Source organism: Streptomyces sp. NBC_00005 (genome assembly GCF_045160215.1).
GTDB lineage: Bacteria > Actinomycetota > Actinomycetes > Streptomycetales > Streptomycetaceae > Streptomyces.
The window spans coordinates 431,037-444,998 of the sequence record NZ_CP108316.1; the positions used below are offsets into that span (position 1 = coordinate 431,037).

General features: G+C 69.0%; 12 protein-coding genes. 7 read left to right on the plus strand and 5 right to left on the minus strand.

Translation table 11 applies throughout. From position 1 onward, the window contains the following. Window positions 1-157: 157 nt before the first annotated feature. Window positions 158-1,417, plus strand: a complete 1,260-nt coding sequence (locus OG303_RS02190; RefSeq protein ID WP_405864134.1) for an MFS transporter — start codon at window positions 158-160, stop codon at window positions 1,415-1,417. 155 nt (window positions 1,418-1,572) lie between these two features. Here OG303_RS02190 and OG303_RS02195 read toward each other — a convergent pair whose 3' ends face one another. Next, a complete protein-coding gene (locus tag OG303_RS02195; protein WP_405864136.1) occupies window positions 1,573-2,490 on the minus strand; it encodes an IS982 family transposase in 918 nt (305 codons plus the stop codon). Window positions 2,491-2,560: 70 nt separating this feature from the next. On the opposite strand from OG303_RS02195, the gene OG303_RS02200 reads away from it, so the two are divergent. Then, window positions 2,561-2,950 carry a hypothetical protein gene (locus OG303_RS02200; protein ID WP_405864138.1) on the plus strand — a complete coding sequence of 130 codons (390 nt, stop codon included), beginning with the start codon at window positions 2,561-2,563 and terminating at the stop codon, window positions 2,948-2,950. Between the two features lie 134 nt (window positions 2,951-3,084). Here the strand turns inward: OG303_RS02200 and OG303_RS02205 are convergent, their stop codons facing one another. Then, window positions 3,085-3,564, minus strand: a complete 480-nt coding sequence (locus tag OG303_RS02205) for a transposase (protein ID WP_405864140.1) — start codon at window positions 3,562-3,564, stop codon at window positions 3,085-3,087. A gap of 117 nt (window positions 3,565-3,681) precedes the next feature. Beyond that, complete coding sequence (locus OG303_RS02210; RefSeq protein ID WP_405864142.1) at window positions 3,682-4,455, minus strand: maleylpyruvate isomerase N-terminal domain-containing protein; 774 nt, start codon at window positions 4,453-4,455, stop codon at window positions 3,682-3,684. A gap of 550 nt (window positions 4,456-5,005) precedes the next feature. Here OG303_RS02210 and OG303_RS02215 point away from each other — a divergent pair. After that, entirely contained in the window at window positions 5,006-5,530 is a 525-nt protein-coding gene (locus OG303_RS02215) for a hypothetical protein (RefSeq protein ID WP_405864144.1), read from the plus strand. Window positions 5,531-6,071: 541 nt separating this feature from the next. Here OG303_RS02215 and OG303_RS02220 read toward each other — a convergent pair. Beyond that, window positions 6,072-7,172 (minus strand): hypothetical protein, encoded by a 1,101-nt coding sequence (locus tag OG303_RS02220; protein ID WP_405864146.1) that lies wholly within the window; start codon window positions 7,170-7,172, stop codon window positions 6,072-6,074. 436 nt (window positions 7,173-7,608) lie between these two features. On the opposite strand from OG303_RS02220, the gene ligA reads away from it, so the two are divergent. From ligA to OG303_RS02240, 4 genes are all read left to right on the plus strand, one after another. Then, window positions 7,609-9,696 (plus strand): NAD-dependent DNA ligase LigA, encoded by a 2,088-nt coding sequence (gene ligA, locus OG303_RS02225; protein WP_405864147.1) that lies wholly within the window; start codon window positions 7,609-7,611, stop codon window positions 9,694-9,696. A gap of 351 nt (window positions 9,697-10,047) precedes the next feature. Then, entirely contained in the window at window positions 10,048-11,043 is a 996-nt protein-coding gene (locus OG303_RS02230) for a helix-turn-helix domain-containing protein (RefSeq protein WP_405864149.1), read from the plus strand. A 259-nt stretch (window positions 11,044-11,302) separates the two neighbouring features. After that, the gene (locus OG303_RS02235; protein WP_405864151.1) at window positions 11,303-11,632 is read left to right on the plus strand and encodes a hypothetical protein; all 330 of its coding nucleotides are present in this window, start codon (window positions 11,303-11,305) and stop codon (window positions 11,630-11,632) included. 466 nt (window positions 11,633-12,098) lie between these two features. Continuing rightward, window positions 12,099-12,944 carry an ArsR/SmtB family transcription factor gene (locus OG303_RS02240; protein ID WP_405864153.1) on the plus strand — a complete coding sequence of 282 codons (846 nt, stop codon included), beginning with the start codon at window positions 12,099-12,101 and terminating at the stop codon, window positions 12,942-12,944. A gap of 201 nt (window positions 12,945-13,145) precedes the next feature. Here OG303_RS02240 and OG303_RS02245 read toward each other — a convergent pair whose 3' ends face one another. After that, entirely contained in the window at window positions 13,146-13,925 is a 780-nt protein-coding gene (locus tag OG303_RS02245) for an NAD(P)H-dependent oxidoreductase (protein WP_405864155.1), read from the minus strand. Window positions 13,926-13,962 lie beyond the last annotated feature (37 nt).

A 13,962-nucleotide genomic window follows, 5' to 3' on the forward strand; every position in this document is an offset into this window, starting at 1 on the left:
GGGCAGGGCCGGGCAGGATGGCATGCGGGCACGGCCTTCACGATCATGCTGAGTGGAATCAACGTGATCATGGACGGTCGCGCCTTTCGACGTTCACCCGGCTCCCTGTCCAAGATCCGACACCTGGGCGACGACCTCGGCGCCTATCGTGTTGAGGGTGAGCGACGCCAGCGGAATCGAGATAGCCACCGATGTGCCACGACAGGTTCCGCTCCGGCGCAACACGGGCTTCCGGATGCTGTGGATCGGCCAACTGCTGTCCGATACCGGCACGCAGATCAGCGGGATCGCCTACCCGCTGCTCATCTTGGCCCTGACCCACTCGGTGGTGCTCGCCGGGGTGGTGGGCACGGTGCGGGCCATTACCCTGCTATGCCTGCAGCTGCCCGCCGGGGCGCTGTCGGACCGGTTCGACCGGCGGCTGACGATGATCATCTGTGACGTCGTGCGCGCCGTCCTGCTGGCTCTGCTCGGCATCCTGATCGTGCTGGATCTCGCATCCTGGCCGGTGGTCCTGGCCGTGAGCCTGATCGAGGGGGCTGCTGGTGCCATCTTCGACCCGTCCGCCGCTGCCGCGCTGCCGGGAATCGTGCCGGACGCCCAGCTCGAGCAGGCGTGGGCGGCCACCGAAGCCCGGACGTACGGTGCCAGCCTGGCCGGCCCGGCGCTCGGCGGGGTGCTGTTCGGGGTGGGCCGGGCCGTCCCGTTCCTGGCCGACGCCGTCTCCTACGCGGTCTCGTTCGGCACGGTGAGCCGGATCCGCGGGCGGTTCCGCCCGGAGAGCGCGGCCGGGCGCAAGGCGTTGTGGCGCGAGGTGACCGATGGCCTGCAGGTCGTCTGGCAGGTGCCAATTCTGCGAGCGGCGGTGATCCAGACGCCCCTGCTGAACTTCGCCTTCAGCGGCGTGATCTTCAGCATCACCCTCGCGATGCGACAGGGCGGTACCTCCACCGCGGTGATCGGCCTGGTGCAAGCAGCCATCGCAGCCGGCGGGCTTCTCGGCGCGGTGGTCGCACCCCGGCTGCAACGGCGCATGCGCCTGGCAACCCTGGCCACCACGATCACCATGGCAGGGGCCCTGCTGTTCGGCGCTGCGGCCTTGCTCATCCCGTCACCACTGTTGGCGGCGCCGGTCGCCCTGGCGCTGCTGCTCGCGCCGGCCGCGAACGCCGCGCTGGTTGCCGTGGTGCTTCGCAGAGCGCCGGAGGAAATGCGCGGCCGAGTCATCAGCACCGTGATGATGGCGGCCACCGCGCTGGCAGCGCTGGCGCCGCTGATCGCCGGCCTGATTATCCAGCACGCGTCCGGCGCCTGGGCGGTCGGCGTCTTCGCCGCCACGACTGCCGTCGCGGCCGTGCTGAGCTTGATCCTGCCGGGTTTTCGGCAGGCGGAGTCCCCGGCGACCGCACCGGGCTGAGTGGCTAAACGAACAGACCGCCTGGGGCGGCGCCCAGCTTTCGGCAAGGACTGAACCCGCGTCCTCGCATTCGCACCGAGCACGCATCACACCTGCCTGTGAGGCCGAGGATCACGGAGCCCACCCAGATTGTCTAGATGATCTAGTCCAAGGGATCAGTGATCGTAGGCGATCAGTGAGCGTAGGACGGTTTGTCCGGTGGCGTCGTTGTGCCAGATCGCGGCGGTCAGCGCGCGGATGCGTTGCATGACGCGGGCTATGACACCTCCGGGGGTGTGCCCTCGGTGCCGTTCGAGGTCAAGCTGTCCCTTGAAGGTCTCGTTGATCGATTCGATGACCTGTCGCAGCGGCTTGAACAGGGCTGCGCCAGGCCGTTCCCGTTCACCTTTACGGGCAGGCCGCAGCAACTGGACTCCATGCTCTGACAGTTCGCGTTCGAAACCACGGCCGAAGTAGTTCTTGTCGCCGATGAGAGTCTGTCGGGGGCGCTCTCGCAGAAGCTCGCATTCGGCTGCCAGGAGGTCAAGGAGGGTCTCGCGTTCGTCGGCCTTGGCCCCGGTCAGGGCGAAGGCGATGGGCAGGCCCTGAAGGGTGCAGACCAGGTGCAGGCGCAGGCGCAGGCCCCAGAACAAGCGGCTGTGGCTGGCGCAGTAGCCGTATTCGGCCCAACCTGCCAGGTCGGAGGGTTTGACGGTCTCGCGGGAGCGGCCGCATTCCACCGGGGTGGAGTCCACGACCCATACGTCGTCGCTCCACACCGAGGTGGTGGCCAGGATCCGGTTGATGCTTCGCATCAGACCGGCGGCCTTGCCCAGCCGCTGGTTGTAGCCGGGCTGCTGGGGCAGGTAGGGGAAGAGGTGGCGCAGGTGGGCACGGGCATGGCGGAGCCATTTGGCCTCGGAGGTGTGGCCGAGTATGGCCTGCATCGTGGCGAGGGTGACCAGTTCGGCATCGCTCAGGCGGGGCGTAATGCCGACCGGCGGGCGCCACGGCGCCAGGTCGGGATGCTCCTTCAGCATGTCGTCGCTCGTCGCATAGCGTGCTGTCGCGAGGGTGTCCACGTCGTTCGTCACAAAACGATCTTGGACACCCTCGTTCTCGTCTCCGCAGGCACCCCTTGGACCACACCACCAGGAGGAACCAGTGTCATACCCGCAACTGCTCACCCCCGAGGAGAAGCTCGCCGACGCGAAGAAGCTGTTGAGCCTCCCGCGTATCGTCGTGATCTGCGGCTCCACCCGCTTCATGACCGAGATGAACGAGGTCGATCTGCGGGAGACCAAAGCCGGAAAGATTGTCGTCAAACCGGGCTGTGACATGAAGTCGCCGCACGAACTTTGGTCCGATCCTGTCGAGGCCGAGGCGCTGAAGGTTCGACTCGACGATCTGCACCGGGCGAAGATCCGGCTCGCTGATGAGGTGCTCGTAGTCGGCGACTACATCGGAGACAGCACCCGAGCCGAAATCGCCTACGCCCGGTCGCTGGGCAAGCCCGTGCGGTTCACGCACCCCGAAGTCGACCCTGACGCCTGACCGCCCGCTGCCACCTCGACAACCAGGGCCGGCAGCCCGCCGCCTGACCGTCTCGCCCTGGCTTCGGCCGCCGCCCACCCCACACCCTCCGCAGGCATCCCTTGGAATTGATCATCTAGGGGCTGTCCTGGCGATCATGAGTGGAGCCAGATGACGAGTGCTGCGGCGGTGACGGTGCCGAGGTAGACGTAGGCGCGTTTGTCGTATCTGGTCGCGACCGCGCGGAACTGCTTCAGCTTGTTGATCGCCCGCTCGACAGTGTTGCGCTTGGCGTACCGCTCCTTGTCGAAGCCGGGTGGCCGGCCACCGGTGCTCCCGCGCCGCAGACGGCCGGCCGCTTGGTCGGCTTTCTCCGGGATGACGTACCGGATCCCGCGTCCACGCAGGTAGGCGCGGGTGCGACGGTTGCTGTAGCCCTTGTCGGCGCTGACGCTGCCGGGTGTCGCGCGAGGCCGGCCGGTGGCCAGGCGGGGCACCCGGATCTGTTCACTGACAGCCTCGAACTGGGTGCAGTCGGCCCGCTGACCGGGCGTCAGGACGAGCGAGAGCCCTTCGCCCTTGAACAGCAGCACCGGCGCCGCGCAGTGTCCCCCAGTGCAGCGGCAGCCGCCCACAGGTGCGCCTTTCGCCCTTGAACAGCAGGCCCGCAGCCTGCCCGCAGCCGCGCGATGTCCGCAACCCCGGGCCCAGTGGCGCCCGCACCACCGACAGATGCGTCACAAGTGCGCGTTTTACGCGTTCGGGTCCCAGTCTGCGAGCTGCTCCATCGGCTCGGTGTCGCCGGTGGTCTCCAGGCCGTCGAGCGGGACGCGCTCGTAGAAGTAGAGGACCAGTTCGCTCGCCGCGCCTCGCATCGCCATGTCGCCCGGCTCCGCGTCGGCGGCGAGGTCGTCGCAGCGGACGCCGTCGGCGTTGAGGGTCAGGCGCCAGGAGCGGCCCTCGGTCGTGTGCAGGTCGATGGTTGCCGGCTTGAACGGCCAGGGGACGGTCGTCGCCGAGACGGTCGTCAGGAACTCGTCGACGCCCTCGACCGCGACGTCCGTCGGCAGCGGCTGTGCGGCGCCCTGGGTGAGCTGGGCGTCGTAGGTGTGGACGGCGATCTCCTGGATCTGGTGCCGGGCCACGGCTCCGCTGGTCTCCGGGGCCTGCGAGCGGCCCCACCAGGTCCAGCAGCCGCGGTCCGGGCCGGCCTCGCGCATCGCGTCGAGCATGAGCTCGGTCGACTCGGCGAGCCAGGCGTCCAGGGCTTCGTGGTCGCGGGGCGCGGTCGGGGCGCCCTTCGGATCCGTCCTCGCCGGGGGCTCAGCGCCCGGGCCCGCCGCGACGATGGCGGCCTGGCGGCGGCGGCCGTCACCGAGGTGCTGCGCCAGTTCGCGCAGCGTCCAGTCCGGGCAGGTCGAGACCTGGACGTCAAGGTCGGGGGCGGACGCGATCGCAGCGCGGAACGCGGCCGAGCGGTCTTCGATCAGCCGCAGGACCTCGGGGAACTCCAAGATGTTATGCACGGCGGTTGTGTATCACGGCGCTCCGGCCGCCGGGTAGCGAATTTGTCGGACGAACGCGTCGACGGCCGGGCGGAGCGCCGGCGCCGAAGCCGCCCTGAAAATCCGCGCACTGCTCGCCAACGGCGACTTCGACCGCTACTGGACCTACCATCTGGGCCAAGAGCACCAGCGCAACCACCAGGCCCGCTACCAACTCGCTGCTTGACCTACGAAGTCACTCCCAGCAATCCGCACCCCTGGCCGATGTCAGCGGCCTGAGTAGTGTGTGCGGCCCGGCGGCGCCAGCGCCAGCGGAATGGCGCCGGGATGCAGAAGCGTCAACGTGGTCATGGAGCTGACGTTACGAGGGGGCCGTCACCGGGCCCGGCGCGCGATGCCGACAACCAAGCGCGGGCCATGACTTGCCCTCCGTCAGTCCCGTCGTATTCAAACATTCAACAAAGGGATCTTCGCGACCGGCAAAGGGCTCTACCCGCATAGATGATCCCGATGCTGTCATGCTCACGACCGCCCGGAATTCCTGCCGGGCACCGCTCCGGGAGATCCCCCCATGCCCCAAATATCCCGCTCACTGGTCACCGCCCTCTCCTCCCTCGCGCTCGCTGCCGCCGGCCTCACGGTCGCAGCCGGCACCGCGCACGCGCAGAGCTGCAGCCAGGACTACCTCCCCCTCCCCGACTCCAGCTGCCAGCCCGGGGACTTCAACCCGGACGTCACTCAGTCCACCATCGACTCCACCATCTGCGTCTCCGGGTGGACCGCGACCGTCCGGCCATCCAGCTCCTACACCACCGCGCTGAAGAAGAAGCAGATCGTCGAGTACGGCTACACGGACACCAGCACCTCGGACTACGAGGAGGACCACTTCGTCCCCCTCGAACTCGGCGGTGCCCCCAAGAGTGAGCTCAACCTCTGGCCTGAGCCGGAGTACGGCACCAAGACCGCCGCCAACAAGGACACCGTCGAGAACAAGCTCAAGAAGGCCGTCTGTGCCGGCACCGTCACCCTCGCCGACGCCCAGGACGCGATCGTCACGGACTGGACGACCGCGCTGTCGAACCTCGGCCTGAGCTGATCCCGTCCGCTCGCCGTAGGGGTCGGTGTCTCCTCCTCCGGGAGTAGCCGACCCCTCTCGGCTCCCTCTCGGCTCCCTCTCGGGAGGCAGACCAAGTGCCTCCGCAGCAGATCGGGACTCGCCGCGGCGAGGTTGTCTTCCGCGAGGGCGTGCAGGGGCAGACTGTCGGGTGCGGTCATCGTGCTGATCTCCTTCGAGGCTTCGACACTTCGAAGATCAGCCGGTGGCCGTTCATCTATGCGGGCACCATCCCGATGCCGGAGCAAACCCCCGGATCAGGTCGAACCCGTACACCATCTCCATGGACGCAACCGCACTTCTGGGCGGCCGTCTCTGCCTGCTTGGCCTTGGGACCATCCCCGCGGGTGCGGGGAGCACCAGCTGACGTCCCACGCCCAGCAGTTGGGGCTGGGGCCATCCCCGCGCCCGCGGGGATGGCCCCCTGTTGCGTGACGGTGTCGGAGCCGAGCCCGGTGCTCCCCGCACCCTCGAGAATGGTCCCGGACAGCAGGCGTGTCACCAACCTCCCGGCCGAGTACACCTAGGACCGCGTTGCTCTCCCGCACTCGTCCCCAGAGAACTCGCCCCGCCCGACCGGCGCGCTGCGGTCGTACGGGTCGAGCTCCGGGCTGGTCTCGTCCGCTTGGTGGTCCGTGCCGAAGGGCGGGGTGAAGTAGCCCGTGGGGGCGCCGCAGCCGCCGTTGGTCATGTCGTATTTGTACGAGACGAGCGAGAACGTGCCCGGCTCGGTGATCACCTTGTCAGGGTCGTCCCAGCTCAGGACCAGCTCGCGCCGGACGATCGTGCGCACGATCTCGTCGTCGCCGCCCGCTTCCGCGCGGGTGACCGGGTAGACGAAGGTGACGTCGGCGGTCACCTGGAGCGCGCCGCGCTCGCCCTCCCGGTAGGTGAGCCGCCCCCGGGTCTTCACGACGTCGCCGACCAGGTGGGTTCGGGAGGGCTGGAAGCGGCTGAAGAGGAGGAGGGGGTCGTTCTTCTCGCTCGGGGTTCGGAAAGCGGTCTTCAGGAAGTCTTGGACATCCTTCTGGTGCGGGTTGATCAGTGCAATCGCCTTCTCGGGGCGCTCGCCCCGCAGCGCTCCGCGATCCAGGCCGGACGCGACGAGGAAGTCCCGACTGCGGGCGAGGGCCCGCTCGACCTCGGCCGCGCTCATCCAGCCGACCTCCCCGGCCTTCGGCACGGTGATCCCCGCCGCCCCGCTCGTCCAGCGCGCCGCCGGCGAACCGCGGAACGGCTCGTCCATGGTGGGGCGTTGGGCCGCCTCCGCCGAGGGTGCCTGGGTCGGGCTGGCGGTCTCGGCCGCCAGCGGCGGGGAGTCAGGGTCGTCGCCGGCGAACAGGTCCGCTATCCGCCCCGGCGCGAGCGCCACCACGAGCAGCACCAGCGAGGCCAGCAGTCCGACCACGTGCCAGCCCGTGCGCCGCTGGGGCCGCGCGGGCGTGTAGCTGCGCCAACCCTCCAGGCCGGGGCCGGGCTCCGCGCCCAGCCGCTTCCCCACGTCGCGGGCCCGCGCCGACGGCTCCTTGGGCGCGTCGGCGGCACCCGCCACCGACTCGCGAAGAAACCGCTCCCACTCCTCGTCGGACCTGGACGAGCCGTCCGGCTCCTTACCCGCACCCATCCCCACCCCCCTGGCAATCAGTAGACCGCGGCCCACTCCCCTGGGACGCGTCCGCATGATGACACAGAGCGCTGACAGCAAGGCCGGCTGAGCGGACGGTGTGGGCGCGCCACCCTTTCTCAAGTCGCCACATCGCAGCTGCATCAGAGATACGAAGCACACGCTGAGTGACTGAAAGGCCTCATCCTCATGGGACAGAAAGGGAAACAGGCCCTTCCCGGCGGCAAGCCGACATGGGGAAGCGGAAGACGGAGAAGGAACGGATGTCCACGCTGCCGCAGCTGGAGAAGGCGTCACGCATCCTCTCGCGGGCGGCGAAGGAAGCCTCGGTCCGCATGCGTTCGGGGTTGCCTCCTGCCGTGATCAGTGGTTGAGCCACGACCGCCGGAAGCCGCCACGAGTATCAATGTCAGTGGTGGCAGGCAGGATGACGGGCATGACCACACCAGCTGCAGTGATCGAGGATGCCGCCGCGTACGCGCAGGCGGTCGAGGACGCGGTGAAGGCGTCGGCCGCCTACTACGCGAGCGGGACTTCGGTGCTGGACGACGACGCCTACGACCGGCTGGTGCGCGGCATCGCCGCGTGGGAGACAGAGCATCCCGATCAGGTGCTGCCCGACTCGCCGACGGGGAAGGTCGCCGGCGGCGCTGTTCAGGGCGATGTCCCGCACACGGTGGCGATGCTGAGCCTGGACAACGTGTTCTCGCCGGAGGAGTTCAGCGCCTGGACCGCCTCGCTGGCCCGGAGGGTCGGCCACGAGGTGGAGCGGTTCAGTGTCGAGCCGAAGCTGGACGGGCTGGCGATCGCGGCCCGCTACACGGACGGCCGCCTGAGACAGCTGGTCACCCGCGGGGACGGGACGGCCGGCGAGGATGTCTCGCACGCGATCGGCACCATCGAGGGCCTGCCCACCGAGCTCGCCGAGCCGGTCACCGTCGAGGTGCGCGGCGAAGTCCTGATGACCACGGCCCAGTTCGAGCACGGCAACGAGGTGCGCACTGCGCACGGCGGTCAGCCGTTCGCCAACCCGCGCGGCGCCGCCGCGGGCACCCTGCGCGCCAAGGAGCGCGCCTACACCGTGCCGATGACGTTCTTCGGCTACGGCCTGCTGCCCCTGGCCGACACCGAGACGGAGCTTGCCGTCCGGCTGTCCGGGCTCGCGCACAGCGACTTGATGGTGCAGGCCGCCGCGTACGGGGTGAACACCACCGCCACCACCCTCGTACCCGGTACCACCGCCGACAGCGTCGAGCAGGTGCTGGCCCGGGTGCAGGAGATCGCCGCGCTGCGGGCGGAGTTGCCGTTCGGGATCGACGGGATCGTCATCAAGGCCGACCTGGCTGCCGACCAGCAGGCGGCAGGATCCGGGACGCGTGCTCCGCGCTGGGCGATCGCCTACAAGCTGCCCGCAGTCGAGAAGATCACCCGGCTGCTCGAGGTGGAGTGGAACGTGGGCCGTACCGGCATCATCGCCCCGCGCGCCGTCCTGGAGCCGGTCGAGATCGACGGCGCCACCATTACCTATGCCACGCTCCACAACCCGGCCGACATCACCCGCCGCGACCTGCGGCTGGGCGACCAGGTCATGGTGCACCGGGCCGGTGACGTCATCCCCCGCATCGAAGCCCCGGTCGCCCACCTGCGCACCGGGGACGAACAGCCCATCGTCTTCCCCGAGGTGTGCCCGCGCTGTGGGGCCGGCATCGACACCAGCGAGCAGCGGTGGCGCTGTACCAACGGCCGCAACTGCCACCTGGTGGCCGCCCTGTCCTACGCGGCCGGCCGCGACCAGCTCGACATCGAAGGCCTCGGTGCCACCCGTGTCGTCCAGCTCGTCGACGCCGGCCTCGTCGCCGATCTCGCCGACCTGTTCGTCCTCACCCGCGAGCAGCTTCTGGGGCTGGAGCGGATGGGTGAGACGAGCACCGACAACCTCCTCGCCGCCATCGCCGCGGCCAAGGAGCAGCCGCTGTCGCGGGTGCTGTGCGCGCTCGGGGTGCGTGGCACCGGCCGCTCCATGTCCCGCCGTATCGCCCGGCACTTCGCCACCATGGACCACATCCGCGCCGCGGACGCCGATGCGATGCAGCAGGTCGAGGGCATCGGCACCGAGAAGGCACCCTCGATCGTCGCCGAGCTCGCCGACCTCGCCCCGCTGATCGACAAACTCGCCGCCGCCGGGGTGAACATGACCGAGCCCGGCGCCACGCCACCCGCCCTCTCCGCCGGCGACACCGACAACAGCGCGGGGGGTGCGGAGGCGGCGGGCGGGCCGCTGGCTGGGATGACGGTGGTCGTGACCGGTGCGATGACCGGCGTGCTGGAGAAGCTCAGCCGCAACCAGATGAACGAGCTCATCGAGCGGGCCGGCGGCCGCTCCTCCTCCAGCGTCTCCAAGAAGACCACCCTGGTCGTCGCCGGAGAGGGCGCCGGATCCAAGCGGGCCAAGGCCGAAGACCTCGGTATCCGGCTGGCCACCCCGGACGAATTCGCCATCCTTATCGCAGACTTCCTCGAGTGACCCCACCCGTTGAGGCGGGTGCCCCACCTCACAGCGGCACCCGGACGGAGCGAGGAACAACCCGAGGCGGTTGACCGTTCATCAATATGTGGCTGCGGAGGGGATGGTGTCCCCGGGCCTCACCTATAGCCCATGGGGACGATCGTCCGGCTGAAGCCCCATGGAGCCTTCCGCCGAGAGGCGACCGCCCTCCGCACGTCACCGCGTTACGGCCCCGGCTGGTCTCCCCCCGTCCAGCCGGGGCTTCAGCGGTTCCCTGCCCAGGTCGCCGCGCTGCCGTTGGTGTTCAATCCTCTTGTGATGCCGCGCTCCGGACCATGCCAGGAGCAGCAAGGCAGGCGGAGGAATTCGATGCTTGAGACGGTGCTCCGGACCGAGGATCTGCCCGTGGCGGACCGGTTCGAGGCCTGGCGTGAATATCTCCTCAAGACCCATGTGCCCGTGGAGGTCTCGAGCGAGCATGCGTCCGACTTCCGCGTGACCGATCGCGTCCTGAGCCTCGGAAGCGTGGCAGTCAGGTCAATGCATGCCCCATCGGTGACCGTCCGGCGGACACCGAAGCTCATCCGGCAGTCCGATCCCGAGGCGTACCAGGTGTCGCTCCTTGGCCAGGGCAGCATTGACGTCGTGCAGCAACTGGGCCGCACCGATCGCCGCGATACGCACCACCCGTACGATCTCGTGCTCCTGGACACCTCGCGGCCCAACGAGTCGTGGGTCAAGACCGACGAGGGCAAGGGGAGCCTGACCGGGTTCTCGGTCCTCGTTCCCAAGGCCCTGCTGTCGGTGCCTGCAGACAGCGTCGACAGGCTCTTCGCACGACGTATGCCCGGCGGCGAGGGAATCATCGCCCTGCTCTTCGGGTTCATCGCCCAGCTGACCACGGACACCTCCTCATACGGACCCGCCGACGGCCCCAGGCTGGGGACCGTCGTGGTGGATCTGCTGTCGGCGGTCCTTGCCCAGGCGCTGGAGATGGAGGACAACCTCACTCCGGAGTCCCACCGGCGGACGCTGACACTGCGCATCGACGCCTTCATCCAGCAGAACCTGCGCGACCCCCGGCTCGCGCCGGAAGTGGTGGCGGCCGCCCACCACATATCCGTCAGCTATCTGCACCGGCTCTTCCAGGAGCGGGGCATCTCGGTGGCCGCATCGATCCGCCGCCGACGCCTTCAGCACGCCTGCGCCGACCTGGCCGACCCCAGGATGGCTACCGCGCCCATTCACACCATCGCCTCCCGGTGGGGTTTCACGGACGCCGCCCACTTCAGCCGGATATTCCGCACTGAATACGACATGTCGCCGCGGGAGTACCGCACCAAGGAATGCCCGGACATCGCGTAGACGCAAGGGCAAGACATGTATGCACGTGCTGGCGATGACTCGTCCCCAGGCAGTCCCGCATCCTGGCGAAGTCATACGTCCGCGAAGGAGCGAGACGACCAGGTCGCCTCGGTATCCCTGTCCCACTGACTCCGAGCTGTTGCTCCGGAGTGCCGGATGCCGGTGGCGGTGAACCGTGTCTCCGCTCCTTACGTCGATGAATTCACCGAATTCACCTTTGTCTTTCTGCAAGGAGAACGTGTTGCGTAACCGTCTGAGGATGATCGGGGTTGGCCTGGCGGCCGCCACCACGATGGTCCTGGTGCAGGCCCCCACCGCGTCAGCGGCGACCTGGACGACCTTCTACGCGCAGGAGTCCGTCAAGATACGCCAGAAGCCCACCAAGAGCAGTACGGCGCTGGGGTTGGTCCCGAAGAGTGCAGCCGCGAAGGCCCTCATGAGCGGCGGGAGCGTCAAGGTCTACCAGGGCGGCATGCACAACGCCTGCGGCAGCAAGGGCAACATCAAGTACAACCAGTGGGACAAGGTCCGGTACAAGGGCATCACCGGGTACGTCCCGCACCCCTGCATGCTCCCCTTCAAGCCCTGATCAAGGGCCAGGCAACACAACGGCCAGCAGAGAGAACGAGGGTCGTGCGCGCGGTCGAGAACTGAACCCTCGTCGGCCGTGCAGCCAGGTACAGCAGACCCCGACGTCGGGGTCTGCTTGCTGTTCGGGGCTCCGCTCCGCTGTGCAGGCGACGGACCTCACTGTCCGCCCCGGACCGCATCGGCGCCGGGAACGCCCCGATCGCGCGTCAGATGCTGTTCCATGCCTCCGCCGTTCGACGAGACGGGCGTTCTGTGCCTCCAGGTCGGCGTTACGCAAGGTCAGGACCTGGATCTGGTGGGCGTAGGCGGCCAAGGCATCCTCAGCTCGCGGACCTCGGACGCGTGTTCTCGACGAAGTTCGTGCTCCGCCTTCTTCAGCCGGGATACCTCCGCCGGCAGTTCCTCCGGTTCTGGTCGGCGGGTCTGCGGCGCCTCCAGAATCCGCAGCCGGACTGGCTCGGCCCGTGCGCACGGTGCTGTTCCCGCTGTATGCGCTCGGGCCGTACCTGCCCGACTTCCTGACGCCGCCGGAGTCCGAGGGCGGGATCACGGCGGCCCTCGGCGGCATCCTACGTATGCCTCGACGGGACGTCCGCGCCGAGTTACGGCTCCTCAACCGCGTCTCCCCGCTGCCTTCCTGGGCGCTGCGGCTGGAACAGGGGGCCGAACGGCGGGAGTTCACCGAGCTGATCCGCCGGTACCACGAGGTGGCCGTCGCTCCTTACACGGAGCGCGTGGCCAGCGGGATCGTCGGGCACCGCGCCCCCCTCGCCCGCGCGCTGTTGACCAGGGGCGTCGAGGGGCTCCTGTCGAGCCTGGGGCCTCGATTGCGCTGGCACCCGCCGGTCCTCGAAGTGGACTACCGGACGGACCGCGATCTTCATCTGCCCGGACGCGGGATGAGGATCGTGCCGACGTACTTCTCGTGGGGAACGCCTGTTGCCCTGGCCAACGCCGACCTGCCGCCCGTGCTCTCGTGCCCACTCAACCATCCGACGGTGCTCGAGGAAACGCTCCCCGCGGAACTGGTGCCGCTGGGCGCGCGGGTCCTGCGGTGCGTCGCGGACGGGCTGACCACGGGAGAGCTCACCCAGGTCGTGGGGGTCTCGCTGTCCGCCGCCAGTCGGCACGCCTCGGTGCTCCGCGACGCCGGGCTGACGACCAGCCGGCAGACCGGCCCGACGGTCCTGCACACGCTGAACCCGCTCGGGGCTGCGCTGCTTCGGCAGGCGCGTGGCGTGGGGCGCGAGAACGGTGATGCCCCTCCGGCCCTGCCTGTGCGTGAGGGGCATCGAACAGTACGACCGTGACTGCCGCCGCTACTGCACCGGCTCCGGCGTAGGAACCCCTCCGGGCGACCGACTGCCGTCGGGGCGTACGGCACCGCGCGCCCGAGGATTCCGCCCGCACACCCTCGCGGTGGCGCTCACCCTCACCGCCGCCACGGCCCTCGGGCTGCTCCTCGGGTTCGCGCCCCAGCTCATCCTGTCCATCGCCGGCGGTCAGCCGCGTCAGTCGCGCACGTGCAGCCCGAAACCCGTGCGGCCCACGGGCTCCAGTCCCTCCGTCAGGTGCAGCGAGGGGATCTCGTAGTCGCCGAAGTTCTGCCGCCGGAACGCGATCGGCTCGGTCGACTCCAGGGTGAGCAGGCGCTGCTCCCAGGCCTTGGCGACGTCCGGGTAGTCCTCGTCGGTCATCCGGTCGGTGCCGTACAGCACGAACGGGGGCAGCACCTCGAGGCCCGGGTAGTAGAGGATGCCGTGGTGGATCGGGAACAGCAGATCGTCGATGGGGCCGTTGATCCCGCGTGCGGCGTAGTGCGATTCCGGGCCGCCGGCGGTCACCGACAGCAGGGCCTTCCTGCCCGCGAGGGTGCCTTCGCCGAAGCGCTCGCCATATTTGGTGTCGCTGTGCTCGCCGACGCCGTACGCGAAGTGGAAGGTGAACACCCGGTCCACCCAGCCTTTGAGGATCGCGGGCATCGTGTACCACCACAGCGGGAACTGGAAGATGATCATGTCGGCCCACAGCAGCTTCTCCTGCTCGGCGAGGACGTCCGGGGTGAGCGTCCCGGCGTCGAAGGCCCGGCCCGAATCCAGTGCGACCTTCAGCGGACTTGAGGCGGTGGGGCCGTAGTCCGCGGCGTCCACGACCGCCTTCCAGTTCATCGCGTACAGATCGCTCACCCGTACCTCGTGCCCGGCGCTCTCCAATGTGGACACCGTGAGGTCCTTCAGCGAGCTGTTGAGCGACTTCGGCTCCGGGTGGGCGTAGACGATCAGCGTCTTCATGGGAACTCCTTGGGATCGGATGCCTTCGATCCTGGGC